Here is a 25,260-nt window from a genome sequence, read left to right on the forward strand (position 1 = left end):
GCGGCAGGCCCTCCCCACCTGCTTGGTCCGGCACCGAGCCGTTGGTTCCGGGTTCGGCTGCCGGGATGTGTGCTCGCCCGCCGCCCGACTGTCGTGTGCGATCCGGCGAACGAGGGAAGCTTCGTGAGCCGTCGGCGCCGTTCCCAGGAGATTGCGACCGGGGCGCGGTGCGGGCTTCGGATCAGACGCCTACGGGGTCGGTCTCCGGGCGGGCCACGAAGGAGGCGTGGATGACCTCGTTGAACCTCTGCTGGATCCGTGCGGGCGAACGCGCTGAGGACGGCCAGACCGATACGGAAGGGACTCCGCCCGGCGCCGTGGCGCTTCGGCTTTCCGGAGAAGCGGGGGAAAGCCGCGCTCTCCCGGCGCCGGGCGGAGGGTCGGGCCGCGGGGGGACACGGCCCGACGCTGGTGACGGGAGGCGTCATTCGTCGTCTCCCATCAGGTCGAGTACGGCGAGGATCGCCAAGGCGTACCGGCGCAGGTAGGAGAGCGCCTCGGCGGCCGCAGTTCGCTCGTCGCAAGGCGAGCAGGTGCCGGAGTTCTCCGGTGGGGCAGACCGACACCTGGTGCGGCACGACCTGCGGGAGCTGGCGGGTGGTCCGGCGGAACAGGTCTGCGGTTCGTGCCGCATCACCCACCGGCAGGGGTAGAGGCGAGCCGAGTTGCGGCTGGGGAAGGGCGAGACCGAGGCGAGCCAGGAGGGCATTCCGCTTCCTGCGTGTGGGGACCAGCGTGGGGCGGTTCAATACCTCGTTGAGGGAGTCGATCAGCTCATCGCCGATCCCCTCGGCAGCCAGAGAACGGGACAGCGGGTAGGCCGGCCTGCGCTTCACCTCGTCCTCGTCAGTGACCGGCCAGCTCAGTAACTCAGCCGCGGCCGGTGCGTTGACGCCGTTCATCAGGGCCTCCCAGCGGCGACGCGGAAGGTGGCCCAGGTGGTGCGGCCGTCGTCACTGACGCCCCATGCACTGGCGAGGACCGAGACCAGGAGCAGGCCGCGTCCGTGCTCGTCCTCGGGGGATGCGGCGCGGAGCCGGGCCGGGGCGGGGCTGCCGTCGGTGACCTCGACGCGGGCCTCCTCCAGGGTGTGTCGCAGCCTCAGGCCGACGGTGCCCTGTCCGTGCTCGACGGCGTTGGCGACCAGCTCTGACACGACGAGCACCACGTCATCCGCCAGGGACTCGGGAACAGAGCAGTACCGCAGGTAAGCCGCAGCGATGCACCGTACCTGCGCGAGGCGCGACCGGTCCGGTGCGATGGCCACCTCGAAGTCGCGCGGCAGCGGCGACCGCTGCCGCGCAGCGGTGGCAACGGCGTTCGGGGTAGGACTCATTGACGGCTTCCGCAGCGTTACTGTCTCCACGGCGTCCACCACGTCGTTCTCTTCCGGATGCATATGGGCGGTGACGTGATGCCGCCCGCCCGGCCAGAGGCGCTGGCAGGTTTCCTGATCGGGGGCAGGCGAGGGACGCATGACACAACTCCTGTTCGGATCGAGCCAGGTGGAGAGAACGGCGCTGCACGGAGCCGACGACTGGCGTGCGAACTGAGTGACGCAGCCGCTACGTTGAGCGAACCGTGATTCCCCGCCGGGGGAAATGCCTACGCGGCCGCCAAGGCCGTCAAAGGCGTCAAAGATCATCTCGGATCCGAGGGGCAGCCCATGGCCCGTGCGCGAAATACCGCCCTCGCCGCACTTCTGCGTGAAGCAGGCTGGTCCCAGCCGCAAGCCGCCGCCGCAGTCGCCCGCGTAGCCGTGGAAAGCGGGGCGCGTGAGCTGGAGGCCATCTCCCGCTCGCACATCGCCATGTGGGTCCAAGGCACACGACCGAGCGGCAGGGCACCCCATATCCTGCGGGAGACGCTGTCCCGCAGACTCGGCCGACGCCTCACCCTGGCCGACCTCGGGCTGGAGGGAGAGCTGAGTGGCACGACCGACAGCGGTTCCGACTGGAGCGTCGACCCTCTGACCGTGCTGGCCGAGCTGGGAAGCGACGATCTGGACATGCACCGACGCAAGCTACTGGCGACCGCGGCATACTCGGCCGCCGGTCTGGCCCTGCCCGCAGCCTCGTGGTGGGCGGCCGCGCCCGCCGCTGCGGCCCGGCGTCCAGCGATTTCTGATCGTCTGGTCACACAGGCCGACATCAACGATGTCCGGGACTTGACGACCTTCTACTCCGCGCGCGATCAACAGCGTGGCGGAGCCTCCGGCCGATCGGCACTGGCAGGCCACCTGCGCGACGAAGCGGTGCCCCTGCTCGGCAGCGGATTCCGCACGGAGCAGGATCGCCGCGACACCTACTCGGCCGTAGCGGAGATGACGTACTTGGCCGGCTGGATGGCCTTCGACGCTTCCGAGCACCGCACCGCTCAGCGCTACCTCACCCTTGCCGCCCGCATTGCGGCCGAAGCGGGTGATGGCCCGCTCGGCGGTCACATCCTGCGCGCCCTGGCACACCAAGCAGTGGACCTCGGGCATCCCCGCCGGGCGCGCGCCCTTGCCGACGCCTCCATGTCCCGAGACCACTACGGCCGGGCCAGCCACCGGGAAAGGGCCCTGCTCGCCATCGTTCACGCCCGAGCTCTCGCAGCCGATGGCGACCGCACCGGTACGCTCGCCGCAGTCAACCGTGCCGAGCGCGACCTTGCGCGCGCCGAAAGCCAAGACGCCCCCAGCCGCGTGGAGTTCTTCCAGGAAGCCTCCCTGGCCCATGAAACCGCCTGCGCCCTGCGCGACATGGGCAGGCCGCAGGAGGCAGAGGCCCACTTCCAGCGCAGCGTCGCCACCCGTCGCCGACAGCAATACGCCCGGACTCACAGCGTGACCCTCGGCTACCTCGGAGCCGTCCAAGTGCAGCAGGGCCACCTCGATGAGGCGTGCGCGACCTGGAACCAGGCGCTCGACACCATGGCCGGTGTCCAGTCCGGCCGCGCACGCGACGTCATCGTCCGCATGCAGAGCGGCCTCTCGCCCGTGCGGCAGCGTGGTGGCCGCCACATCGCAGAACTGGATCGCCGGGCACGAGACATGCTGCGCACCATAGGCTGACCACGCAGCGGGCGGCACCGAGCCGACACCGCACCCGCAACGCCCGGAGAGGAACGAGCGCCGATGGAGACGTACGAGGTCGAGTCGATCGCAACAGTCGTCGGGGGTCACACCCGCGCGCAGGACGACTACCAGGGCGGCGTCGAATCGATCATCCGACTCCACGGCACGTATCCTCTCGAAGCACTCCAGGGAATCGAGGACTTCTCCCACCTGACGGTGACATGGCGCTTCCACTTGGCGCTGCCGGAAGACGTCCAGCTCCACGCACGCAGCCCTCGGGGGAATGCTCACTGGCCGGCGACCGGCACGTTCGTCCATCGCAACCACCGGCGCCCCAACCAACTGGCTGTCAGCTACCCGCGCTTGCTGAAGGTGGAAGGCCGAGACCTCGTGGTCACCGATCTCGACGCCGTGGAGGGGACGCCTGTGCTCGACCTGGCGCCCTACTTCGAGCAGATGGGTCCCCGAGGAGTTGTGCGTCAGCCTGCCTGGGTGGGCGAGATGCTTGATCCGTGCTACTGGTCCGACGCGGCCAGTCGATCTGCGTGAGACGTCGCTTCTTGTGGTGTGAAGGTCCTCGCCAGGTTCGCCACAATCGGTCGCTGTCTGGGTCTTGAGCGACACCGTGCTCGACGCGCTCGCGCTTCGCTCCTTCATCGATCTGCGGCACGTCCAAAGCGGTGAGGGCTTCGGTCGGCGTCATCAGCTACTGATCCCAGGCTTCGATCTCCGCGTCAGCTCGCTATCTCCGGCCACTCCGCGCCTCCGCCAGGCGTGACGGGTTCCGATGCGCGCAGGTGCGCGTCACGGACGCCGGTCGCCGCAGTGTCCGCGTCCCAGGAGCAGGTCAGCAGCATGCCGACGGCCGCGCCGCTGTCCGCGTCGCGCAGCAGAAAGCTGAGGTCCGGGCGGAAGGCGGACCAGCCGAGGAACGCCCGCCATTGCTCCGGCGGCATCGGCACCCCGCCCCAGCGGTCCAGCACGGTCTCGTTGCCGAGGGCGAGGAAGTCGGCGTCGTTGTCCGCCGAGTAGCCCTCCACGACGAGGCCGTCCGGCAGCGGAGCGTCGGCGACGGACGCTCCCAGCGGGTGCCGCAGGTGCGCGTACCAGCGGACGGGCGTCATACCGGCGGCTCGGTAGCAGGCGTGTGCGCCCTCGTTGAGCGCGTTGTTCTGGGCGTCGACGGCGAGCGGCAGCCCCGGGTGATGGAGCGCGTGCAGCGCCTTCGCGCTTGCGATCCCGGCGGCCAGCAGCTCGGCCCCGAGGCCCCGGCGCCGGTACCGCGGATGCACGCCGCCGATGACCGTCACCCGGTGCACGTCCTCGACGTGCTTCTTGTGCGCGGCGGAGGAGTAACCGACCATGCGGTCACCGTCGAGGACACCGACCGTACCGCGCGCGAGGTCGAGCGTGGGGGCGTTGATCTGGTCGGCGGCGTCCTCCGGGGCGATCGGACGGCGGACCAGCTCTGCGGCGTCGACGGTCATGGGCCGACCCCAGGGGCCTCCTCGGCGCACGGTGTTCTTCGGTTTTCGCCGCTGCCGGCGGGGTGCCGTGCGGGACCGGGACGAGGGCTTCGAGTCCGGGCTCCCGGTGGAGCATGATCTACCGGGTGAAGAGGGAAGCGGAGACGGGCGTGGGCGTCGACGGCGCCGAGCTGTGGCACGAGCGGCTGGGATGGGCGTTCGGTCTGCTGGCGAGCGATCCGGCGGAACGTGCCGCGGCGCTGGTCCGCCTGGCCGACGCCGAGAGGAACGCCCAGGGCGCCCTGGACCGGTACCACAGGACGTGGCGCCGGAGGTTCTGGCCGGGACGGCGGGCGGCGCTCCGCAACTACCAGGAGGCCGCGCTGCGTTCGCTTTCCGGTGGGGTGCGGGACCGGCCGGCCGGTGCGGACGTCGGCACGTGGCCGGGTCTTCCCTACGCGCTGCTCTACCTCGAGTGGGAGGCGAGATACCCGCAGGAGTGGACACGGCACGCCAAGGAGTGGGGCACGAAGGAGAGCCTCATCCGGGACATGGCCGTCGCTCACCACGACGAGACGGTCAGAACCAAGCTCGTGGAACTGGTCGAGACCGTCGTCCAGCGGCCGTACCGCTGCAAGGACCGCGCATACGTGCGCGTGGCCCGGGCCGTGGACGGTGACGACCTGCGCGGCAGGCTGGAGGCTGCCTCCCGTTCGGACGATCCGTGGGCGTGCCGCCATGCCGGATACGTCCTCCATCTCCTGGACCGTCCCGAGCTGCCGAATACACGTCACGTCTGGCGCAGCTGGCTGGCGGCGGCGTCGAGCGAGCGGGCACCGACTGGCCCTGCACGGGGGTGAGTTGACGGGCGGTGGCGAGCAGCTCGCCTCCCGGCTGAGCAATGTTCCTTCGGACCCACGCCAGATCGTCACTTGCCGTCATCACCCTTTTGATGCGTTTCCCACGATGTCGAACTGTATGGGTGTGTTGCGCGCCTAGCGTGGATTGCGCACCGTTCCGTCAGGGACGCGACACCGGAGGGGAAATCCGTGATCTCGAAAAGCAAGAGGGCCGTGCGGTCGGCGGCCGTGGCGCTGGCCGCGGCCAGCGCCTTCACACTCGGCATGCCGAGCGGCAACGCCTTCGCCATCGACCACGTCCAGTGCGTCGGCGGGGAGAACTTCCTGAAGATCTGGTCACACCTGGACGGCCGGGACAGCGTCGACTGCTACGCCAACGCCGGGAAGACCGACTTCGGCGGGTGGTGGGTCGACCGGATCTCCACGGGCAACAACGACCTCATCTACTACGACGTCAACGGCGACTCGGTGAAGATCGAGCGCTGGCACGACATCACCTTCCCGAACCGCCCGCCCCGGGTCCGCGCCATCCAGATCCTGTGACGAACGGGCCGGCCTCCGACTGCGGGGGGTGAGTGTGTCCCGGCCGCGCGCCTGCGGGTGCGGCGGCCGGGACACACTCGTGCGCGGGGTGCGGCGACCTCACGGGAGGAGGACGCCGCGTCGGCGCGAGGTCAGCGGCCGTCGCCGAGCGCCGCGACACCGGCCCGGGCGAACTTCTCGTCCAGGTCGCCTGAGGGCGCGCCCGCCACGCCGATGCCCGCGATCGGCGCGCTGCCGTACGCGACCGGCGCGCCGCCCGCCAGGAACAGCGTGCCCGGGATGTCCTTGAGGGTGGGCGCCGACGCCAGGCGCTCGACCAGCTGGGAGGTGGGCGCGTTCCAGGAGACGGCGGTGTACGCCTTCTTGATCGCGGACTCGTAGGACTGCGGACCGGCGCCGTCGCCGCGCAGGGTGACGACGGTGTTGCCGTCGCGGTCCACCACCGCGACGGTCACCCGCTGCCCCTCCTTGCGCGCGGCCTTCAGCGCCGCCTCCGCCGCGTCGGTGGCGGCGTCCACCGTCAGATGGGTGCTGGTGGTCGTGGCCTTGGCCTTCACCGAGGCCACCGCGGCCACGGGCGCGGCGGCCGGGGTGTCGGCGGAGGCGGAGACCGCGCCCGCCACTCCGGCGCCGACCGCCGTGAGCGCCGCCGCCGTGGCGACGACCTTGGATCGGGTGGCGAACTTCCTGGCCTTGTGCTGCATCGCGGGCGACTCCCCATTCGTGTCGCGTCCCCGCTCCCGCGGACCGGCCGGTGCGCCCGGCGGCCCCTGTGCGGGGCCGGTGCGACCGGCGGTCCCTGTGCGCCGGGCGCCGGGGACGCAGCGCTTCCTGCGCTGTGCCTCCAGCCTCGGCCCGGCCACGGCGCGCACCCGTCGTCGTACCGGCTGGTCCCGGCGGGCGGAACGGGTGAGGCCGGGGTCATCCGAACGGTTGACCCCCCGGCCCGCCGCCCGGGTGACAATGGCAGAGCACGCCCGGCCCGCACGGGTACAGCATGCCCGGCCCGTACGGGTAGGGCACGCCCGGCCCGTACGGGTAGGGCACGCCCGGCCCGTACGGGTAGGGCACGCCCGGCCCGTACGGCGCACACCGCAGCCGCTGAGCGCGCCGAGGGCCACCCCCGGGCGGCAGCCATGTCCGTACGCACGTCCCGGCCGGGGAGGAGCAGCCCATGCCGTCCACCAGCCGACCCGCCCCGGACCCCCCGAACGGGGCCGAGGAGGAAGCCCGCCGACCCGTCGGTCACCAGGTGTTCCCGTCGCCGCCCGGCGACGGAGCGGGCCCGCCCGCCCTCGTCATCCACCTCGCCTTCTTCCTGCTGCTCGGCTCCGCCCTGGCCCGCTACGTCCAGCGGCACGGCGACCAGCCGCGGGAGCCCGCCGTCCTGGCCCTGGCCGGCGCGCTCGCCGTGCTGTACGTCGTCGGCCGGCGCACCGCGGCGGGCACGCCCCGGACGACCGCGTCCGCGACCACGCGTGAGGCGGGTCCGGGACGGCCGCCCCTGCCCGCGCTGCTCTGGCTGGGCGCGATCGTGGCGGTCTGGGCGGTGCTGGTCGCCCTCGCGCCCAGCTTCGCCTGGTGCGCCGTACCGCTCTTCTACACCGCCCTGCGCACCCTGCCGACGCGCGCCGCCTACACCCTGGTGGCGTTGTTCACCGCCTTCGTGGTCGTGGCGCAACTGCGGCTGGCCGACCGGGTCGAGGTGGACCTGGTGGTCGGGCCGCCGGCGGTCGCCGTCCTGGCGACCGCGGTCTTCACCCACATGGACCGGCAGGCCGCCCGTCAGTCCGCCCTGATCGACGACCTGGTGCGCACCCGCCGTGAGCTGGCCGCCACCGAACGCCGCGAAGGCACCCTCGCCGAGCGTCAGCGGCTGGCCATGGAGATCCACGACACCCTCGCCCAGAGTCTGTCCAGCCAGCGCATGCTCCTCCAGGCCGCCGAGCGGGTGTGGGTCACCGACCCCGAACGGGCGCGGGCCCACGTCGGCACCGCCGCCGCCATCGCCGAGAGCAGCCTCGCCGAGGCCCGCCGCTTCGTGCACGACCTGGCGCCCGCCGACCTCGCCGAAGGCGGCGGCCTGGAAGCTGCGCTGCGCGGCCTGGCCTCCCGCGAGAGCACGGCCGAACGCACCGTGACCTGCCTGATCGACGGCGCCCCCGGCCCGCTCGGCCTGCCCGACCGGGTGCAGTCCGCGCTGCTGCGCATCGCGCAGGGCGCCCTCGCCAACGTCCGCGAGCACTCCGGCGCCACCCGGGCCGCCCTCACCCTCACCTACCTGGAGGACCAGGTGCGCCTGGACGTCGCCGACAACGGCCGGGGTCTCGACCCGGCCGCCCTGCCGGAGCGCGCCGCCGGGGTCCGCGGGCACGGTCTGCCCGCGATCCGGGCCCGGGTGCGCCAGCTCGGCGGCGCCCTCACCGTCGAGTCCGCACCCGGCGACGGCACCGTCCTGTCCGTCGCCGTCCCGCTCCACCCCGCCGCCCCCAGCACCCCGGAGACCACCGCCCCATGACTCCCGCAGGGACTCCCACCGGGCCGACCGGACCGACCGCGGCATCCGCCGCCGAGCCTGCCGCGTCCGTCGCGTCCGCCGCGCCGGTGCGGCTGGTGCTGTGCGACGACCACGCCGTCGTCCGGGCCGGCCTGCGGGCGCTGCTCGGCAGCGACCCGGGCGTGGCGGTGGTGGGGGAGGCGGACAGCGGCGCGGAGGCCGTCGCGCTCGCCGCGAAACTCGCCCCGGACGTGGTCCTGATGGACCTGCAACTGGGCGCGGGCATGGACGGCGTCGAGGCCACCCGCCGGATCACCGCCGCCTCCGGCGGCTCGGTCCACGTACTGGTCCTGACCACCTACGACACCGACGCCGACATCACCCGCGCCATCGAGGCGGGCGCGACCGGCTACCTGCTCAAGGCCGAGCGCCCCGACGAGCTGTTCACGGCCATCCACAGCGCGGCCGCCGGCCGCACCGCCCTGTCCGCGCCCGTCGCCCACCGGGTGATGGCCCGGATGCGCAGCCCGCGCCCCACCCTCACCGACCGCGAGCGCGACATCCTCGGCCAGCTCTCGCGCGGACTGACCAACCGCGACATCGCCAAGGCGCTCTTCCTGAGCGAGGCGACGGTCAAGACACACCTGGGGCGCATCTACGACAAGCTCGGCGTCGACACCCGCGCGGGCGCCGTCGCCGTCGCCAAGGAGCAGCGCCTGCTGTCGTGAGCGGGGGAGCGGCGCGCGGACGCTAGCGGGCCCGGCCGGGAACGGTGCCGCGGGTCAGGGCCGCGTACAGACCGGCGGCGACCACGAGGCCCACCGGGAGGGCGAGGTCCACACCGCCGAGGGCGGCGGCGACCGGTCCCGTGCAGTACGGGGTGTCCAGGCACAGCGCGGCCGCGGCGGTGCCGCCGAGCAGGGCGACGGCGCCGGCCCGGTTGACGCCGCCGGAGTACCAGAAGGGGCCGCCGGGGCGCTCGTCCATCAGGGCGGGGCCGTCGTAGCGGTTGCGGCGCAGCAGGATGTCGGTGGCGTAGACGGCCATGCTGGGGCCGAGCAGCGCGACGGTCAGTTGCAGCACGTTGTTCACGGTGTCGAGGAAGTTCGACACCAGCAGCGCGTACAGGGTCAGCGAGACGGAGACGGTCCCGTCGACGAGCACGCTGAGGGAGCGGCGGATGCGGACGCCGACGGCCTGGAGCGCGAGCCCGGCGCTGTAGGCGGTCAGCGCGTTGATGGCGATGGTGCCGAGGATCAGGGCGAGCAGGAACACGGGGGTGAACCAGCCGGGGAGGATCTTCTGGAGCGCGCTCTGCGGGTCGGTCATGTCCACCGCGGTCGCGGCGAGCGCGCCCAGCGAGCACACCACGGTGCCCGGCAGGAACCCGCCGAGGGCGGTCCAGCCCACGATCGCCCTCGCGGACGTCGTCCGGGGCAGATAGCGGGAGAAGTCCGCGCTGGTGGTGTACGACAGCGGGCCCGAGGCGACGAGGGCGATCCCGGAGAGGACGACCGCCCACAGATCCGTGCCGTGCGGGGCCTGGTCGGGCACGTAGGTGAAGTCGGTGTGCCCGACCACGCAGACCGCGACGACGAGGAAGACGGCGGTGAGGGCGAGAGTGATCGGGAGGTACAGCCGCATGATCAGGCCGTGGCCGTAGACGCTGATGGTCAGGGTCAGCGCGGCGATGACGACGACCACGGCGCTCTTCACGCCGGTGTTCACCGGTATCCCGGCGTCGCCGACCAGGGAGAACGCGGCGCTCGCCGCCGCGGCGAGGTTCAGGGCGAAGTAGCAGACGGAGATCAGCCAGCCGACGATCGCGTTGTTGACCCGGTTGCCGCGCACCCCGTACATCGCCCGGGTGATCACCTCGCTCGGCGTGCCCGCGGCCGGCCCGGAGACCGCGAGGACGCCGGTGAGCACCCAGAAGGCGTTGCCGACCACGATCACCGCGATCGCCTGCCACAGGTTCAGGCCCATCAGGACCAGCGCGCCGCCGACCACGAGGCTGAGGTAGTTGACGTTGGCGGCCGCCCACACGGAGAACAACTCCCTGGGCCTGCCCCGGCGTTCGGAGTCGGGGATGTGGTCGATGCCATGGGCTTCGACCCGGGCCGTCCGGTCCGGGGAGGGCGGTGCTCCTGGACAGTCGTCGACGTCCGGGTTCGGGTCGGGGGTCGTGGACACCATGGTCCCTCCGCGTGCTGGCGGGCCGCTTGCTTATTGGTCGCACACTCAATAGCATCCGGCGTATGTCGTCAAGCGTCAGTCGCAAGCGAGTTCGTAAAGATCCGGCCACCCGGCGCGCGGAAATCGTCACGGCGGCGGCGGCGATCGCCCTGGCCGAGGGCCTCGAAGCCATCACGCTGCGCCGGATCGGCGAGGAACTCGACGTCCGCCCGGGACTGATCAGCCACTACTTCCCCTCGGCCGACGATCTGGTGGCGGAAGCCTTCGGCAGCGCGGCCGCCGGCGAACTGGACGCCCTGCTCCCGCGCGAGCGGTCCGGCGACACGCCCCTGCGGCATCTGGCCGGTTTCCTGTCCCGCACGGCGGGGGACGACTACGACGCGATCAGCCTTCTGTGGATCAACGCCCGGCACCTGAGCCGCTACCGCCCGGTGCTGCGCGACCGGGTCGCCGAACAGGAGGCCGCCTGGCGCGGCCGTCTGGAGGACCTCGTCCGCGAAGGGGTGACGGCGGGGGAGTTCCGCACGGAGGACCCGCGGCTGGTGGCGATGAAGATCCTGGTGGTCCTGGACGGCCTGGGCGCCCACGCCACCGCCGCCCGCCCCCCGGCCCTCCTGCGCATGCCGGCCACCACGGCGGAACAGGAACTGGCCCTCCCCCCGGGCGCCCTCACCTCCTGAGGGGGACGCCCCCGGAGGCACCCCGTGAGGGGCGCGGGCAGCCGCGTGCTCGCCCTCCACCAACCCGCACGCGACCGAACCCTGAGCGCCCCGCGAGGGGCGCGGGGAACTGCGCGCCCAGCCCCCACCGACCCGCACCCGAGTCGACAACTCAGTCGCCACCCCCCAACCGCTAAAAAGAACACCGCACCACACCCCAAGGAGCCCCCGTGTCCCCCGACCTGATCCTCCTCTCCGCCCGCCTCCTGGACCCCGGCACGGGCCACCTCCTCCCGCACACCGCCCTCGCCTCCCACGACGGCCGCCTCACCCACCTGGGAAGCGACAGCGAGATCCGGCGCCTCGCCACCCCCGCCACCACGGTCATCGACCTCAAGGGCGCCGTGGTCACCCCCGGCTTCACCGACTCCCACATCCACCCCGTCTCCGGCGCCGAACGCACCATGGGCGCCGACCTCTCCGCCTGCCGCGACCTGGACGCCGTACGGGCGGCCCTCGCCGCACACGCCGAGCACCTCGCCCCCGGCGCCTGGCTCCGCGGCTGGGGTCTGGACCCGAACGCCTTCGGCGACCGGCCCGTCGCCGCCTCCTCCCTCGGCCCGGTCCTCGACGGCGTCCCCTTCCTGATCGACCTCTTCGACGGCCACTCCGCCCTGGCCGGCGGCCGCGCCCTGGAACTGGCCGGCGTCACCGGCCCCCGCCGCTTCGAGCAGGCCGCGGAGATCGTCTGCGACGACGCGGGCCGCCCCACCGGGCTCCTCCTGGAGGACGCCGCCTGCGAACTGGTGGAAGCCGCCGCACCCAAGCCCACCGAGGCGGAGGTCCGCGCCCGCACCGCCGAGGTGCTGCGCACCATGGCCGCGGCGGGCCTGACCGGCGGCCACGCCATGGACGCCAACGGCGGCGGCCTCGCCACCCTGGCCGCGCTGGAGGCCGACGGCGCCCTCCCGCTCCGCTTCCGGGTGGCCCCCTGGTGCCAGCCGGGCGCCGACGCCGGAGCGGTCGCCGAGCTGATCCGCCTCCAGGGCACCGGCGGCCGGCTGTGGCGGGTCGCCGGAGTGAAGCTGTTCATGGACGGCACCATCGACAACGGCACCGCCTGGCTGGAACGCCCCGACTGCCACGGCGAGTCCACCCACGCCTTCTGGCCCGACCCCGAGCGGTTCAGCCAGGTGGTCGCCGAACTCCACCGGGCCGGCGTCCCCACCGCCACCCACGCCATCGGCGACGCCGCGGTCCGCCACGTCCTCGACTCGGTCGAGAAGGCCCAGGCCCAGAAGGACGCGCCGGTACGCCACCGGGTGGAGCACATCGAGACCGTGCCCGACGACACGGTGCCGCGGTTCGCGCGGCTCGGGGTCACCGCCTCCATGCAGCCCACCCACTGCTGCGAGTACACCCGCGCCGACCACACCGACAACTGGTCCCGCCGGCTCGGCGAGGAACGCGCCTCCCACGCCTTCCGCTGCCGCGACCTGTGGGAGGCCGGCGCCCGTGTCGTGCTCGGCTCCGACTGGCCGATCGCGCCGTTCCCGCCGCTCGGGGTGATGGCGGGCGCCCGGCACCGCCGTCCGGGGGACCTCTCGCGGCCGCCGCACGGTCCCGAGCAGGCGCTGACGCCGCTCCAGGCGCTCCAGGGCATCACCCTCAATCCCGCGTGGGTCGCGAGGGAGGAGCGGGTGGCGGGCCGGCTCGCCGTCGGCCACCGCGCGGACCTCACTGTGCTCGCCGACAACCCGCTCGACGTCGCCGACGCCGACCTGGCCGCGCTGCCGGTGCTGCTCACGGTGGTCGACGGCCGCCCGACGCACCGCGCGGCGCACCTCTGAGCGGACCGCGCGGCCGAACGGCGGCGGGCGCGGCGCCACCGCGGACGACCGCGCCCGCCGTACAGGCCGTACTGCCAGCCGTACGGGCCGTACTGCCCGCCGTACCGTCCGTACCCGCCGGTGGCGTATCGCCCCGGCGGGTCCCGCCGTCAGCCCACGCAGCCCACGTGTGCCAGCGCCTGCTTCAGCAGTACCCCGTGCCCGCCCGGCATCTCGCTCCGCACCGCCTCCGAGACCGCCTCCTGCGGGCTGAACCACACCAGGTCCAGCGCGTCCTGCCGGGGCCGGCAGTCACCGGTCACCGGCACGATGTAGGCGAGCGACACCGCGTGCTGGCGCGGGTCGTGGTACGGCGTGACGCCGAGCGTCGGGAAGTACTCGGCCACGGTGAACGGCTGCAGCGAGGCGGGCACGCGGGGCAGCGCCACCGGACCGAGGTCCTTCTCCAGGTGGCGCAGCAGCGCGTCGCGCACCCGTTCGTGGTGCAGCACCCGGCCGGAGACCAGGGTCCGGCTGACCGTGCCGTCCGGTCCTATGCGCAGCAGCAGGCCGATGCTGGTCACTTCGCCGCTGTCGTCGACGCGCACGGGAACCGCCTCGACGTACAGGATCGGCATCCGGGCGCGTGCCGACTCCAGCTCGTCCGTGCTCAGCCAACCGGGCGTGGTCTCGGTCATGTCAGACATTGCTTGATCATACTTTCAGTCGTTCTCCATGGGCGGGACCGATGCGGCCGGTCCGGCCGGCGCGCGCTCCGTGTGACCGGCGTGATCGGTGTGACCGGTGTGATCGGCGTGGTCCACGGGGTCCGTGATGCCGTATACCCGCAGTGCGTTGTCCCGCCCCGTCCAGCGGGCGATCCGTTCCGCGTCGGCGGGGCTGAGGTCGTCGGCGGCCACCCGTTCGCCCAGCAGCTCCGCCATACCGCGGCGGAACGCCACCGCGCCCAGGTGGTGGAACTCGGCGAGGCCGTACGCGTCGGAGCTGTACAGCAGCTTGCGGAACGGGGTGATCTCCAGCGCCTCCGCCAGGACGGCGGCCGCCCGCGCCGGGCCGACGTGGTGCAGGGTGAGGCCGACGTCGAGGTACACCCGCTCGAAGACGGCGGCGAGGTAGGCGGCCTGCCGCTGGTAGGGCCAGCAGTGCAGCAGCATGACCGGGACCGTGCCCGCCGTCCGGCGCAGCCAGTCGGTCAGCAGCGCCGGATCGGCGTGGTCCAGCCGCAGGTCGGCGTCGCCGAACCCGGTGTGCAGTTGCAGCGGCAGCCCCAGCTCGACGGCGGTCCACAGCAGGTGCCGTACCAGGACCGGGTCGGCCAGCCGGGCGCCGGGGCGGGCGAGCAGACCGGCCGCCGCCCGCGCGACCTCGGCGTCCGAGGGGCGGGCCGGGTCCAGGGCGAAGCCGGTGCGGTAGGCGGCGACCGACTTCACCGCGACCACGCCCGGCCGTCGCGCCGCGTCCTCGGCGGCGGCCCGTACGGCCGCCCCGTATCCGGCGGCCGTCGTCCCGCCCTCGGCGGCCACCGCCTCCGCGACGCTCTCCAGCCGTACGACCTCGTACGCCGCCGCGCCGGCCGGGCCGGCCAGCTCGGCGGGGGCGGTCAGGCGCTCGGGGGCGTAGCCGGTGTCGACGAGCAGGGCGGCGGCGCCGGCGGCGGCGAGGAAGCGCCGGTTCACCTCGTGCGCCCCCAGCTCCGCCCGGCGGGCCAGGTACTCCTCGGGCGTGGCGTGGCGCGGCAGGTCCAGCAGCGGGGCGCAGTGCCGGCGCACCGCCACCCCGACCGGCGTGTCGAAGGGCGAGACGCCGCTGCCCGGCCACACCTCGGCCTCGGTGAGCAGCGACTCGAACCCGGTGCGGTCCAGATCGGCGGCGACCACTCCGTGGCAGTGGTGGTCCACGAGCGGCAGCCCGGCCAGCAGCTCGTCCACCGGCTGGGCCATCAGTACTTCCAGCGGTAGGCCGCCGCGATCTGAGCGTCGTCCAGCCCGGCCGCGGCCGCGATCTCGCCCTCCCGGACGGCGGTCACCGCGTCGGCCAGCACCGGTCCGAGCGCCTCCCGCAGCAGCGCGTCCTTGCGGAACTCCGCCACCGCCTCCAGCAGTCCGGTCGGCAGCCGCCGTACGTCCCGCGCCGCGGCCTGCGCCGCGTCGAGGCGGGCCGGGTCGCCGGTGATCTCCTCGGGCAGCGGCGCCGAGGACGCCATGCCGTCCAGTCCGGCCGCGATCAGGCAGCCGAGCGCCAGATAGGGGTTGGCGGCGAGGTCGACCGGCTTGACCTCCAGGTTGGCGGCCTGGTCGCGCAGGCCGCGGGTGCCGGTGACGACGCGCAGCGCCGCCTCGCGGGTCTCCAGGCCCCACGCGGTGAACACCCCCGCCCACTGGGACGGCCTCAGCCTCAGATAGCTGGCCGGGCTCGGCGCGGTCACCGCCGTGAGCGCGGGCAGCCGGGCCAGCACCCCGGCGGTGAACGCCTCGGCGTCGGCCGTCATCCCGTAGCGGCCCTCGCCGCCCGCGTACAGGTTGGTCCCCGCGCGCCAGGCGGACAGGTGGACGTGCCCGCCGTTGCCGACGCCCTCGGCGCCGACCGCCGGAGCGAAGGAGACCCGCAGGGAATGCCGCTGGGCCACGGCCCGGACGGTCTGGCGCACCAGCACGCTGCGGTCGGCCGCCGCCACCGGGTCCAGCGCGCCGACCGAGATCTCGAACTGCCCGGCGGCGTACTCCGGATGGACCTGGTCGACGTCCACGTCCTGCGCCGCGCAGGCCGCCAGGAGGTCGGCGAGGAAGTCGCTCAGCTCCACCTGGCGGGCGGCGCCGTAGGCCGGTCCCGTCGCCACCGGCTCGAAGCGGCCGGCGGGCGCCGTGTCCGTGCCGACGGACCACTCGATCTCGACGGCCGCCTTGAAGGCGAGGCCGTGGCGCCGCTCGGCGTGCGCGACGGTCCGGCGCAGGAAGGTGCGGGCGCAGCCGGGGTGCCGTTCGCCGTCCTGGGTGATCCGGTCCACCGGTGCCCACGCCCAGCCGGGCTGTGCGGCGAGGGGGACCAGGTGGTCGAGGTCCGGGTAGAGGCGCAGGTCGCCGTCCGGGGAGCCGAGGACGTCGGTGGTGACGATCGAGTCGTTCGCCAGGAAGGTGTCGAACACCGGTGACATGCCCACGCCCCAGGCGGACGCCGCGGGGAGCTTCGCCACCGGGATCGTCTTGACGCGGGTGACGCCCGCGGTGTCGACGTAGGCCAGGACGACGCCGTGCACGCCCCGTCCGGCCAGCTCCCCGGCGAGCGCGGTCGCCCGCTCGACCTCACCGGGACGCCCGCCGGGCACGGGATCGGCATACGAGGGGGACGAGGGGTACGAGGTGTACGCGGTCATACGTGCCTCCCGGGCGCCGGAGGGCGGGGCGGTGGACCGCCGTCCGCGCTGCGTCCGCGCGCTCGGGGCGCCGTCGAGGTGCGCACACCTCGCGGCCCGGTCGACGGAGGGTGGCTCTCGGTCACGTCCGCGCTCCAGGTTGCTCTCGTGTCCGTTCGTGCCGACGCCGCCCATTGTGCCGCCCGATGATCAGCGTGTCCCGGGAATCGGCGGACTCGACTCCGTCGGCCGGTGCCGTCACGGCGGGCGCGTTTGCCCCGGGGCGCCCGGACGTGTTTGCCTCGAAGGTCGGCGACGGCCGCCCCGCCGCCTCATCCCCCGGCGCCCCGCCGCGCCCCGTACGGAGATCAGGACATGCCCAGCACCCCACCGCCCCCGCTCAACGGCCACGCCGCCGCCACCGTCCCCGGCCCGCAGCCGGCCGTTCACCTCGGCGCGCTGGACGGCTCCGGAGCGATCGACGGCCTCGCCGACATACGACTGATCGTCACCGACATGGACGGCACGCTCCTCGACGACACCAAGCAGATGCCGGAAGGTCTGTGGTCCGTCCTGGCCGAGCTGCGCCGTCGCGGTGTGCTCTTCAGCCCGGCCAGCGGACGCCAGTACGCGACGCTCGCCAAGGAGTTCGCCGGCGCCGACGAGGGCATGGTCTTCATCGCCGAGAACGGCGCCTACGTCGTCCGGGACGGGGTGGAGATCAGCTCGGACCCGATGGACCCGGCCGTCGCCCGGCGCCTGGTGCGGGCGGTGCGGGACCTGGTGGCCGGCGGCGCCGACGTGGGCGCGGTCGTCTGCGGCAAGCGGTCCGCCTACGTCGAGCGGACCGACGAGGCATTCCTGGCCGAAGTCCGCAAGTACTACGTGGAGCACCGGACGGTGGCGGACGCGACGGAGGTCGACGACGACGTGATCAAGGTCGCCCTCTTCGACTTCGGCCCGGCCGAGCGGACCACGGCGCCCGCCCTGGAGCCGTTCGCGGCCACCCACAAGGTCGTCGTCTCCGGCGAGCACTGGGTCGACGTCATGAACCGCACCACCGACAAGGGCGCCGCGGTGCGCCGGCTCCAGCGGGCGACGGGCATCACGCCCGCGCAGACCCTGGTGTTCGGCGACTACCTCAACGACCTGGAGATGCTGGACGCCGCCGAGTGGTCGTTCGCCATGGCCAACGCCCACCCGGAGGTCGTCCGCCGGGCCCGTCACCTGGCCCCCTCCAACAACGACGACGGCGTCCTGCGCACCGTCGCCCGCCTGCTCGGCCTGCCGCGCGGGGCGGTCAGCGGGAACGGGGCGGTCAGCCGGAGCTGACGGAGTCGGCCAGCTTCTTGTCCAGGGCCGCGCGCACCAGCGCCGCCGCGAGATGGGCGGGCGGGGTGTCGCCGGCCAGGGCGACGAGCCGGTCCGGGTCCTTGGGCAGCCCCAGGCGCTCGGCGCCCGACAGGGCCTTGGCGTCCAGGTAGGGGGCCGGTTCGGGCCACACGTCCTGGACCTCGCGCAGGAAGATGTCCGCGCCGGCCGGTCCCAGGCCCGGCACCTCCTGGAGCAGGTCGCGCAGCGTGCCGACGTCGCCGCCGGCCTCCTCGTGCATCCGGCGCAGATCGCCGCCCCAGCGCTCCAGCACCAGCTCGGCGCCCTCGCCGAGCTGGGTGGCGGTGCGTTCGTCGTAGCGCCGGTAGCCGCCGCGGCCCAGCGCGTCGACGCGCTCCTGCCAGTCGGCACCGGCCATGCGGCGCGGATCGCGCAGCCCTGCCCCGGCCAGCTCGCGGGCGGCGGCCACGGCGACCGAGCCGCGGATGCGGGCGCTGAGGAGGACAGCGAGGACCAGCAGCCGGTACAGCGGCTGCGGGGTGTCCTTCAGGGTGATGCCGGCCTCCTCGGCGAACGTCTCGCCGTGCGCCTCGACCAGCTCGTGCAGCACCCGGCCGCCGTCCCGGCCGCCGCCGTCGGCCTCGGTCACCGGCTCGCCTTGAGCGGGTCGTGACCGAGCGTCATCAGCCGGTGCCTGCGGCGGGTGTCCCCGGCGTCCGAGGGCTCGGGCTCGTTCTCCAGGTCCGCCTGGTCGGTGACGCTGTCGACGACCTTGCGCATCACCCTCAGATCGTCGTCGGTCAGATCGGTGCGCCGCTTCTGGAGGATGGCGAGCACATGCTGCCCGGTGGGGCTGCCCGCGTCGTCGGGCAGCGGCTCGGTGTCCTCGCCGGCGTCCCGGACCCTGAGCCAGGCGGCCAGTTCCTGCGAGGTCATGTTCACCACGCGGTGGAAGTCCTCCCACAGCGCGTCGAGTTCGAGGGCGTCGGTCATCGCGGCCCCTTTCGTTCGTGGTGCGGATCGGCGGTCGGCGCGCGCCGGTCAGCTCTCCCGGGCGACGTTCTCGGCCGCGAACATCCAGCGCTGCTTCTCCAGTTCGGCGGTGATGGAGATCAGCAGGTCCTGGGTGACCGGGTCGGGCTTGTCGGTCGCCTCGATGCGCTCGCGCAGCCGGGCGATGGCGGCCTCCAGGGACTCGACCATCACCCCGACCACGTCGGAGTCGCGCACCCAGCCCTCCTTGGGGGCGGGCAGCGTGAACGCCGAGGCGATCGTCTCGGGTCGGCCGTCGGGGGAGACCCCGAGCGCCGCGGCGCGCTCGGCGACCGTGTCGGCGAACTCGCGGGCCGAGGCCACCACTTCGTCCAGTTGCAGGTGGATGGAGCGGAACCGGGGACCCACGATGTTCCAGTGCGCCTGCTTGCCGATCAGTGAGAGCCCGAGGAGGTCCACGAGGGTGCTCTGCAGCGCGTCCCCGGTGATCTGGCGGGCGGAGTCGGAAATCGTGCTCTTCACGACAGTCATACGGTGGTTCTCCTTGCGGCGTCGTCCTGGGCGGTACGGAGCAGTGCGACGCGTTCCTCCTCGCACGTCCCGCCCCACACACCCGCCGTCTGCCCGTTGCCGAGTGCGAAGGACAGACACTGGGTGATCACGGGACAGCGGGCGCACACGCGCTTGGCCGCGGCGATGTCCCGCCGCGCCGGTCCGATGGTGCCCACGGGGAAGAACAGCTCGGGGTCCTCGCCCACGCAGGCGGCACTGCGCAACCACTCCATGGACGCGCGGGTGCCCGGAGCCGACCGCCGCAAACAAGGACGAACACGGGCCCGCCGCCCGTCAGCGCGCCAGGACCCGGTCCAGGAATCCGGTCAGGTCCGCGAACACCTCGGCCCGCGTCGTCTCCTCGAACACCTCGTGCCGGGCGCCGGGATACACCCGCTCGGTGAGGTCTCCGCCCGTCCCGGTCAGGCGCTCGACGCCGACCCGGCTCCCGGCGAGCGGGACCAGCCGGTCGTCCGCGCCGTGCAGCCACAGCACGGGCAGCGCGCCGACGTCGCCGCCCGCGGCCACGGTCGCCAGCGTCCGCGCGAACGCCTGGAGCGTCGGCCGCTTCATCGGCCCGTGCCACACCAGCGGGTCGGCCGCGTACGCCGCGCCGACCGCCGGGTCCCGGGAGAGCGCGGCCGGGCTGACCGGCGTGTCCGGGATCTCGTCCAGGGCGAGCAGCCGGCCCGGCAGCTCCCAGGCGCCGACGACCGGCCCGGACAGCACCAGCGCGGTCAGCCCGTCGCCGTGGCGCTGGGCGTAGCGGGCCGCGACCAGGCCGCCCATGGAGTGGCCGACCAGCACCAGCGGGAGCCCCGGGTGCGCGGCCCGGACCAGGCCGGCCACCGCGTGCAGATCGCTCACCACGTCCTCGAAGTCCTCGATCACCACACGTTCGCCGGCCGATCTGCCGTGGCCCGCGTGATCGGGCGCGTACACCACCGCCCCGTGCGCCCCGAGCACGCCGGCCACCCCCGCGTAGCGCCCGGCGTGCTCGCCGTAGCCGTGCGCCAGGAGGGCGGCGTAGCGCGGGCGGGGGTGCGGCCACGCGTGGACGTGGAGCGCGCCCCGGGTTCCGGCGAGGACGTGCGAGCGGGCGTCGGCCATGTCTCCTCCTGCTGCGGGGGCGGGGCGCCCGGGGAAGGGATCCGTCCCCGGGGCGCCGGTCGGGGGGATCTTCCCAGCGGGCCGGTCCGAGGTCTATAGTCCAAAACTAGCAGTGCTAATTAATGATCCGTGCGAGGCCGTGTGAGCCGTCTGGAGAGTTCTGCCGTGCGCCCCGTCCACTTCGCGGCCGCCCGCCGCACCCCGATCGGCAAACTGCGCGGGGCCCTGTCCGGTATCCGCCCCGACGACCTGGCCGCGCGGGTGATCCGCGCCCTGGTCGCCGACGTGCCCGCGCTGGACCCGGCGCGGATCGACGACGTCTACTGGGGCGCCGCCAACCAGGCCGGCGAGGACAACCGCAACGTCGCCCGGATGGCCGTCCTGCTCGCCGGGCTGCCCGAGTCCGTGCCGGGCGCCACGGTCAACCGGCTGTGCGCCTCGGGACTGGAGGCCGTCACCGCCGCCGCCCGCACCATCGCCGCCGGCGAGGCCGACGTCGTACTCGCCGGCGGCTCCGAGTCCATGAGCCGCGCCCCCTTCGTGCTGCCCCGCCCCGACGAGGCCCTGCCGCACCGGATGGAGACGTACGACACCCGGCTCGGCTGGCGGCTGGTCAACCCGGCCATGAAGGACCTGCACGGCGTGCTCGCCATGGGCGAGACCGCCGAGGAGGTGGCCGCGCGGCACGGCATCGCCCGCGAACGCCAGGACGAGTTCGCGCTGCGCAGCCACCGGCTGGCCGCCCGGGCCCGCGAGGACGGCCACTTCGCCGACGAGCTGCTGCCCGTCGAGCGCCCGGACGGCACCGTCGTGGACAGCGACGAGTGCGTGCGCGAGGACACCTCCTACGACAAGCTGGCCCGCCTCAAGCCCGTCTTCCGCGCCGGCGGCACCGTCACCGCGGGCAACGCCTCCCCGATGAACGACGGCGCCGCGGGGCTCCTGCTGGTCAGCGAGGAGGCCCTGAACGACCTCGGCCTCGAATCCCTCGGCCGCTACGTCGCCGGCGCCTCCGCGGGCGTCCACCCCGACGTGATGGGCCTCGGCCCGGTCCCCGCCACCCGCAAGGCGCTCGCCCGCGCGGGCTGGCGCACGGAGGACGTCGAGGAGGCCGAGTTCAACGAGGCGTTCGCCGCCCAGGCCCTGGCCTGCGTCGACCAGCTCGGCATCGCCGAGGACCTCGTCAACCCGAGCGGCGGCGCCATCGCCCTGGGCCACCCGCTCGGCTGCTCCGGCGCCCGCATCCTGACCACGCTGCTGCACCGCATGCGCCGCACCGGCGCGGCCCGCGGCCTGGCCACGATGTGCGTCGGGGTCGGCCAGGGCACCGCCGTACTGGTCGAACGCCACTGACCGACCGCAGTCCATACGCACGCCGACGGGGGCGTCCCACCAGGACGAGCACGACCAAGAGCCGCAACGAAGCCGCACCAAAAGGAAGTACCCCTCCATGGCAACCCTCTCCGTCGCCGCGATCCTCGCCGAGAACGCCAAGCGCCGCCCCGACCGCACCGCCCTCGTCGAAGGCGATCTGCGGCTCACCTTCGACCAGGTGTGGCAGCGGGCCCGCGCGCAGGCCGGGGCCCTGATCGGTCTCGGTGTACGGCCGGGGGACCGGGTCGCGCTGATGGCTCCCAACACAGCCGAGTTCCCGCAGGCGTACTACGCGATCGCCGCCGCCGGCGCGGTCGTCGTCCCGGTGCACCTGCTGCTGTCGGCGGCGGAGGTCGAGCACGTCCTCAGGGACAGCGGCGCCACGCTGCTGCTGTGCCACCCTGCGCAGGAGGCCACCGGCGCGGCCGCTGCGGAGGCCGTCGGGGTCCGCGTCGTCACCCTCGGCGCGGAGCTGGAGACGCTCGCCGCCGACGCCGAGCCGCTGCCCTCCTACCTCACCCGGGCCGCCGACGACCCGGCCGTCGTCTTCTACACCAGCGGCACCACGGGCGTCCCCAAGGGCGCCGTGCTCAGCCACTTCAACCTGGTGATGAACGCCACCGTCAACGCCTTCGACGCCAACGACATCCGCCCCGACGACATCGCGCTCGGCGCCCTGCCCCTCTTCCACGCCTTCGGCCAGACGGTCTCCATGAACTCCACCTGGCGGGCCGGGGCGACGCTCGTGCTGCTGCCCCGCTTCGACGCGGCGCGCGCGATCGAGCTGATGGTGAAGGAGGGGGTCAACACCTTCCACGGCGTGCCGACCATGTTCGTCGCGCTGGCCGCCGCGGCGGCCGACGCCGACGCGCTGCCCGAGCTGCGGGTGTGCGTCTCCGGCGGCGCCTCGCTGCCGGTCGCGGTCCTGGAGCGGTTCGAGGCGGCCTTCGGGGCCGAGATCTACGAGGGCTACGGCCTGTCGGAGACCTCGCCGACGGCGAGCGTGAACCAGCCCCTGTTCGGCACCAAGGCCGGCACCATCGGCCACCCGCTGTGGGGCGTGGACGTGGAGATCGCCCGCGCCGAGACCGAGGACCGCGTCGAACTGCTGCCGACCGGCGAACTGGGCGAGGTCGTCATCCGCGGCCACAACGTCTTCTCCGGCTACCTGGGCCGCCCCGAGGCCACCGCCGAGGCGCTGGTCGACGGCTGGTTCCGCACCGGCGACCTCGGCACCAAGGACGACGAGGGCTTCCTCAGGATCGTCGACCGCAAGAAGGACGTCATCATCCGCGGCGGCTACAACGTCTACCCGCGCGAGGTCGAGGAGGTGCTGCTGCGCCACCCCGGCGTCGGCCAGGTCGCCGTCATCGGCCTGCCGGACGAGCTGCACGGCGAGGAGGTGTGCGCGGTGATCGTCCCCGCGGCGGGCGCGCCGGCCGACGCGGACGAGGTGACCGCGTGGTCCAAGGAGCGGCTGGGCCGGCACAAGTACCCGCGCCGCGTCGAGTTCGTGGACGCCCTGCCGCTGGGGCCGAGCATGAAGGTCCTCAAGCGGGAGCTGCGGGCGCGCTACGGCGCCTGAGGCGGGCGCCCGCGCCCCGAGCGGGGGCGCGGCGCGGCGCACCACCCGCCCGGCGGCCGCCCTCAGCCGCGCGAGGCGGAGGACATCGGTGCCTCGGCCTTCGCGGCGCGTTCCAGAGCCGCCCGCACCTGGTCGAAGCGCTGCACGTCCGACCAGACGTCGGTACGCCGCGACCGCCCGGCGCAGCAACTCCACACGCTCGCCATGAACACGGTCGCCAACGGGATGAGCAGCCATGTCAAAGGATCCAAGATCGTCCTCCCTTTTCCCGAGCGGATCAGCGGGTACGGCGACGATGACATACATGATCAGTTCTACATATTTGTACGAGAAGCGACTTCCTGCTTTTCACTCATAAGGGTTCAGTGGGGCGGACCGGCTGTCGTACCGAAGGCGGGGCAACGGTCGGCGGCACGCCAAGTGATCGTTAAGATGGGCCGGTTGCCGCGACCCGGATGCGGAGTCCGGCGGCCGCCGCGCCCGTCACCGGGGGCGCGGTCGTGAGGGTGGGACTTCGGGGATTGAGGCGGTCTACGGGTGCTGGTGGCAGATCGGTACCGGCTGCACACGGTCATCGGGCGCGGCGGGATGGGCGAGGTCTGGCAGGCCCAGGACGAGGTCCTCGGCCGGCCGGTCGCGGTCAAGGTGCTGTTGAACGACGTGGCCGACGCCTCGGCCGAGGCGCGGTTCCGGCTGGAGGCGCAGACCTCCGCCCGGCTCAACCACCCCAACGTCGTCGGCACGCTCGACTTCGGCACCTGGGACGGCCGTTGCTTCCTCGTCATGGAACTGGTCGACGGCGGCAGCCTCGCCGCCGAGCTGACCGGCGGCGGCCCGCTGCGCGCCGACCGGCTGGCCCAGGTGGCGCAGGAGGCGGCCGAAGGACTCGCCGCGGCGCACGAAAAGGGCATCGTGCACCGGGACGTCAAGCCCGGCAACCTGCTGAGCGACCGTCACGGCACCATACGCATAGCCGACTTCGGCATCGCCCGCTTCGTCGACGACCCCTCGGCCGGCCTCACCACGACCGGCCAGATCGTCGGCACCGGCCTCTACCTGGCCCCGGAACGCGCCATCGGCACCCCGGCGTCCTCCGCCTCCGACATGTACTCGCTGGGCTGCGTCCTCTACCAGCTGTCCGTCGGCCACCCGCCCTTCGAGGCCGACAGCCCGACCGCGCTGCTCTACCAGCACGTCGACGCCCCGCCCGTCCCGCCGCACCAGCGGGGCGCCGCGCTGCCGCCCGCCTTCGAGACCTATCTGCTCGGCCTGCTGGCCAAGCGCCCCGAGGACCGTCCCACGGCACGGGAGACCGCCGACTGGTTCCGCAGCGGCGCCTGGCGCGGCGCGCCCGAACCGCTGCCGCCGGAGGAGCCCGGCGCCGGACCGGAGCCGCATCGCCAGTGGGACTCCGGACCCGGCCGCCACCGGGGCGCGCAGCAGCCGGGCGGCGGCCCTGCGCGGCGCCCGAACACCGCGGGCCACGGCCCCGCCCCGGCCGCCTCGTCCGCCTCGACCGGCCCGTCCCACCTGTTCTCGCCGTCCGCCCAGGACACCGGCTGGAGCACGAGCGTGCACCGGGCCGCCTCGCGCCGCCCGGCCGTACGCACCTCCGCGCGCCGACACTTCCGGGTCCTCGCCGTCCTCGGCGGCGCGGCCCTGTTCGTCTGCGCGCTGCTGCTGGGGATGAGCATGTTCTAGGCCGGGCATTCGCGGGCTGCCGGGCTGCGCGGACTGCGCGGACTGCCGGGCCGCGGGTGGGCCGGGGGCCGGGGGGTGCCTCTATGTCTTCCGTCAAGGCGCCCAGGTTCTGTTTGGGATGGTTTGGGGTGTGGA

25 protein-coding genes are annotated in these 25,260 nt (G+C 73.7%); 12 read left to right on the forward strand and 13 right to left on the reverse strand.

Translation table 11 applies throughout. The features are described from left to right. Positions 1-901: 901 nt before the first annotated feature. Positions 902-1,336 (reverse strand): ATP-binding protein, encoded by a 435-nt coding sequence (locus tag ABEB07_RS19130; RefSeq protein ID WP_345669448.1) that lies wholly within the window; start codon positions 1,334-1,336, stop codon positions 902-904. A gap of 330 nt (positions 1,337-1,666) precedes the next feature. Here ABEB07_RS19130 and ABEB07_RS19135 point away from each other — a divergent pair, with 330 nt between their 5' ends. Both ABEB07_RS19135 and ABEB07_RS19140 read left to right on the forward strand, forming a co-directional pair. Beyond that, a complete protein-coding gene (locus ABEB07_RS19135) occupies positions 1,667-3,055 on the forward strand; it encodes a tetratricopeptide repeat protein (RefSeq protein ID WP_176152211.1) in 1,389 nt (462 codons plus the stop codon). A 63-nt stretch (positions 3,056-3,118) separates the two neighbouring features. Next, positions 3,119-3,607, forward strand: a complete 489-nt coding sequence (locus tag ABEB07_RS19140; RefSeq protein ID WP_176151297.1) for an SAM-dependent methyltransferase — start codon at positions 3,119-3,121, stop codon at positions 3,605-3,607. A 185-nt stretch (positions 3,608-3,792) separates the two neighbouring features. Here the strand turns inward: ABEB07_RS19140 and ABEB07_RS19145 are convergent, their stop codons facing one another. Then, positions 3,793-4,545, reverse strand: a complete 753-nt coding sequence (locus ABEB07_RS19145) for a GNAT family N-acetyltransferase (protein WP_345669449.1) — start codon at positions 4,543-4,545, stop codon at positions 3,793-3,795. A 125-nt stretch (positions 4,546-4,670) separates the two neighbouring features. On the opposite strand from ABEB07_RS19145, the gene ABEB07_RS19150 reads away from it, so the two are divergent. Further along, a complete protein-coding gene (locus ABEB07_RS19150) occupies positions 4,671-5,384 on the forward strand; it encodes a hypothetical protein (protein ID WP_345669450.1) in 714 nt (237 codons plus the stop codon). Positions 5,385-5,573: 189 nt separating this feature from the next. Continuing rightward, a complete protein-coding gene (locus ABEB07_RS19155; RefSeq protein WP_164585749.1) occupies positions 5,574-5,927 on the forward strand; it encodes a beta/gamma crystallin domain-containing protein in 354 nt (117 codons plus the stop codon). Positions 5,928-6,058: 131 nt separating this feature from the next. Here the strand turns inward: ABEB07_RS19155 and ABEB07_RS19160 are convergent, their stop codons facing one another. Beyond that, the gene (locus tag ABEB07_RS19160) at positions 6,059-6,631 is read right to left on the reverse strand and encodes a GlcG/HbpS family heme-binding protein (RefSeq protein ID WP_176151300.1); all 573 of its coding nucleotides are present in this window, start codon (positions 6,629-6,631) and stop codon (positions 6,059-6,061) included. A gap of 470 nt (positions 6,632-7,101) precedes the next feature. Between ABEB07_RS19160 and ABEB07_RS19165 the strand changes: the two genes are divergently transcribed. After that, entirely contained in the window at positions 7,102-8,445 is a 1,344-nt protein-coding gene (locus tag ABEB07_RS19165) for a sensor histidine kinase (protein ID WP_345669451.1), read from the forward strand. Then, positions 8,442-9,152, forward strand: coding sequence for a response regulator transcription factor (locus ABEB07_RS19170; protein ID WP_345669452.1), 711 nt, complete (start codon positions 8,442-8,444; stop codon positions 9,150-9,152). Before ABEB07_RS19165 ends, ABEB07_RS19170 begins: the two co-directional genes overlap by 4 nt. A gap of 22 nt (positions 9,153-9,174) precedes the next feature. Here ABEB07_RS19170 and ABEB07_RS19175 read toward each other — a convergent pair whose 3' ends face one another. Continuing rightward, positions 9,175-10,620: a purine-cytosine permease family protein gene (locus ABEB07_RS19175; protein ID WP_345669453.1), complete on the reverse strand. Its 1,446-nt coding sequence runs from the start codon at positions 10,618-10,620 to the stop codon at positions 9,175-9,177. 62 nt (positions 10,621-10,682) lie between these two features. On the opposite strand from ABEB07_RS19175, the gene ABEB07_RS19180 reads away from it, so the two are divergent. Then, the gene (locus ABEB07_RS19180) at positions 10,683-11,300 is read left to right on the forward strand and encodes a TetR/AcrR family transcriptional regulator (RefSeq protein ID WP_345669454.1); all 618 of its coding nucleotides are present in this window, start codon (positions 10,683-10,685) and stop codon (positions 11,298-11,300) included. Positions 11,301-11,509: 209 nt separating this feature from the next. Continuing rightward, positions 11,510-13,129: an amidohydrolase gene (locus ABEB07_RS19185; protein WP_345669455.1), complete on the forward strand. Its 1,620-nt coding sequence runs from the start codon at positions 11,510-11,512 to the stop codon at positions 13,127-13,129. Positions 13,130-13,278: 149 nt separating this feature from the next. Here the strand turns inward: ABEB07_RS19185 and ABEB07_RS19190 are convergent, their stop codons facing one another. Genes ABEB07_RS19190 through ABEB07_RS19200 form a run of 3 tightly spaced genes read right to left on the reverse strand, consistent with a single transcriptional unit; the run spans position 13,279 to position 16,499 of the window. Continuing rightward, complete coding sequence (locus ABEB07_RS19190; RefSeq protein WP_164589027.1) at positions 13,279-13,806, reverse strand: NUDIX hydrolase family protein; 528 nt, start codon at positions 13,804-13,806, stop codon at positions 13,279-13,281. Between the two features lie 24 nt (positions 13,807-13,830). Beyond that, positions 13,831-15,069: an amidohydrolase family protein gene (locus ABEB07_RS19195; RefSeq protein WP_345669457.1), complete on the reverse strand. Its 1,239-nt coding sequence runs from the start codon at positions 15,067-15,069 to the stop codon at positions 13,831-13,833. Further along, the gene (locus ABEB07_RS19200; protein ID WP_345669458.1) at positions 15,069-16,499 is read right to left on the reverse strand and encodes a glutamine synthetase family protein; all 1,431 of its coding nucleotides are present in this window, start codon (positions 16,497-16,499) and stop codon (positions 15,069-15,071) included. Before ABEB07_RS19200 ends, ABEB07_RS19195 begins: the two co-directional genes overlap by 1 nt. A 354-nt stretch (positions 16,500-16,853) precedes the next feature. Between ABEB07_RS19200 and ABEB07_RS19205 the strand changes: the two genes are divergently transcribed. Further along, the gene (locus ABEB07_RS19205) at positions 16,854-17,810 is read left to right on the forward strand and encodes a Cof-type HAD-IIB family hydrolase (RefSeq protein ID WP_345669459.1); all 957 of its coding nucleotides are present in this window, start codon (positions 16,854-16,856) and stop codon (positions 17,808-17,810) included. Here ABEB07_RS19205 and ABEB07_RS19210 read toward each other — a convergent pair. The 5 genes from ABEB07_RS19210 to ABEB07_RS19230 all read right to left on the reverse strand — a co-directional run bounded on the left by ABEB07_RS19210 (position 17,797) and on the right by ABEB07_RS19230 (position 20,465). After that, entirely contained in the window at positions 17,797-18,459 is a 663-nt protein-coding gene (locus ABEB07_RS19210) for an HhH-GDP family DNA glycosylase (protein WP_176151308.1), read from the reverse strand. The genes ABEB07_RS19205 and ABEB07_RS19210 overlap by 14 nt on opposite strands. After that, a complete protein-coding gene (locus ABEB07_RS19215; protein ID WP_176151309.1) occupies positions 18,456-18,803 on the reverse strand; it encodes a DUF3140 domain-containing protein in 348 nt (115 codons plus the stop codon). Before ABEB07_RS19215 ends, ABEB07_RS19210 begins: the two co-directional genes overlap by 4 nt. 48 nt (positions 18,804-18,851) lie before the next feature. Next, positions 18,852-19,334, reverse strand: coding sequence for a Dps family protein (locus tag ABEB07_RS19220; RefSeq protein ID WP_345669461.1), 483 nt, complete (start codon positions 19,332-19,334; stop codon positions 18,852-18,854). Next, complete coding sequence (locus tag ABEB07_RS19225; RefSeq protein WP_164585272.1) at positions 19,331-19,588, reverse strand: WhiB family transcriptional regulator; 258 nt, start codon at positions 19,586-19,588, stop codon at positions 19,331-19,333. Before ABEB07_RS19225 ends, ABEB07_RS19220 begins: the two co-directional genes overlap by 4 nt. A gap of 61 nt (positions 19,589-19,649) precedes the next feature. Beyond that, entirely contained in the window at positions 19,650-20,465 is an 816-nt protein-coding gene (locus tag ABEB07_RS19230) for an alpha/beta hydrolase (protein WP_176151312.1), read from the reverse strand. 165 nt (positions 20,466-20,630) lie between these two features. Between ABEB07_RS19230 and ABEB07_RS19235 the strand changes: the two genes are divergently transcribed. Continuing rightward, positions 20,631-21,818, forward strand: a complete 1,188-nt coding sequence (locus ABEB07_RS19235; RefSeq protein WP_345669462.1) for a thiolase family protein — start codon at positions 20,631-20,633, stop codon at positions 21,816-21,818. 97 nt (positions 21,819-21,915) lie between these two features. Next, positions 21,916-23,424 carry a long-chain-fatty-acid--CoA ligase gene (locus tag ABEB07_RS19240; RefSeq protein WP_345669463.1) on the forward strand — a complete coding sequence of 503 codons (1,509 nt, stop codon included), beginning with the start codon at positions 21,916-21,918 and terminating at the stop codon, positions 23,422-23,424. A 62-nt stretch (positions 23,425-23,486) separates the two neighbouring features. On the opposite strand, the gene ABEB07_RS19245 is transcribed toward ABEB07_RS19240, so the two are convergent. Then, positions 23,487-23,675: a hypothetical protein gene (locus ABEB07_RS19245; RefSeq protein WP_164585268.1), complete on the reverse strand. Its 189-nt coding sequence runs from the start codon at positions 23,673-23,675 to the stop codon at positions 23,487-23,489. 292 nt (positions 23,676-23,967) lie between these two features. Between ABEB07_RS19245 and ABEB07_RS19250 the strand changes: the two genes are divergently transcribed. Next, the gene (locus tag ABEB07_RS19250; RefSeq protein WP_425589039.1) at positions 23,968-25,125 is read left to right on the forward strand and encodes a serine/threonine-protein kinase; all 1,158 of its coding nucleotides are present in this window, start codon (positions 23,968-23,970) and stop codon (positions 25,123-25,125) included. The last annotated feature ends 135 nt before the right edge of the window (positions 25,126-25,260 follow it).

The organism is Streptomyces similanensis (assembly GCF_039543625.1).
GTDB lineage: Bacteria > Actinomycetota > Actinomycetes > Streptomycetales > Streptomycetaceae > Streptomyces > Streptomyces similanensis.

Coding starts and splice junctions, on each gene's coding strand:
- ABEB07_RS19205 (WP_345669459.1), top strand. CDS start 16,854: ATGCCCAGCACCCCACCGCCCCCGCTCAACGGCCACGCCGCCGCCACC.
- ABEB07_RS19130 (WP_345669448.1), bottom strand. CDS start 1,336: ATGAGTCCTACCCCGAACGCCGTTGCCACCGCTGCGCGGCAGCGGTCG.
- ABEB07_RS19145 (WP_345669449.1), bottom strand. CDS start 4,545: ATGACCGTCGACGCCGCAGAGCTGGTCCGCCGTCCGATCGCCCCGGAG.
- ABEB07_RS19190 (WP_164589027.1), bottom strand. CDS start 13,806: ATGACCGAGACCACGCCCGGTTGGCTGAGCACGGACGAGCTGGAGTCG.
- ABEB07_RS19225 (WP_164585272.1), bottom strand. CDS start 19,588: ATGGAGTGGTTGCGCAGTGCCGCCTGCGTGGGCGAGGACCCCGAGCTG.
- ABEB07_RS19160 (WP_176151300.1), bottom strand. CDS start 6,631: ATGCAGCACAAGGCCAGGAAGTTCGCCACCCGATCCAAGGTCGTCGCC.
- ABEB07_RS19240 (WP_345669463.1), top strand. CDS start 21,916: ATGGCAACCCTCTCCGTCGCCGCGATCCTCGCCGAGAACGCCAAGCGC.
- ABEB07_RS19180 (WP_345669454.1), top strand. CDS start 10,683: ATGTCGTCAAGCGTCAGTCGCAAGCGAGTTCGTAAAGATCCGGCCACC.
- ABEB07_RS19170 (WP_345669452.1), top strand. CDS start 8,442: ATGACTCCCGCAGGGACTCCCACCGGGCCGACCGGACCGACCGCGGCA.
- ABEB07_RS19165 (WP_345669451.1), top strand. CDS start 7,102: ATGCCGTCCACCAGCCGACCCGCCCCGGACCCCCCGAACGGGGCCGAG.
- ABEB07_RS19140 (WP_176151297.1), top strand. CDS start 3,119: ATGGAGACGTACGAGGTCGAGTCGATCGCAACAGTCGTCGGGGGTCAC.
- ABEB07_RS19195 (WP_345669457.1), bottom strand. CDS start 15,069: ATGGCCCAGCCGGTGGACGAGCTGCTGGCCGGGCTGCCGCTCGTGGAC.
- ABEB07_RS19200 (WP_345669458.1), bottom strand. CDS start 16,499: ATGACCGCGTACACCTCGTACCCCTCGTCCCCCTCGTATGCCGATCCC.
- ABEB07_RS19215 (WP_176151309.1), bottom strand. CDS start 18,803: ATGACCGACGCCCTCGAACTCGACGCGCTGTGGGAGGACTTCCACCGC.
- ABEB07_RS19220 (WP_345669461.1), bottom strand. CDS start 19,334: ATGACTGTCGTGAAGAGCACGATTTCCGACTCCGCCCGCCAGATCACC.
- ABEB07_RS19175 (WP_345669453.1), bottom strand. CDS start 10,620: ATGGTGTCCACGACCCCCGACCCGAACCCGGACGTCGACGACTGTCCA.
- ABEB07_RS19230 (WP_176151312.1), bottom strand. CDS start 20,465: ATGGCCGACGCCCGCTCGCACGTCCTCGCCGGAACCCGGGGCGCGCTC.
- ABEB07_RS19135 (WP_176152211.1), top strand. CDS start 1,667: ATGGCCCGTGCGCGAAATACCGCCCTCGCCGCACTTCTGCGTGAAGCA.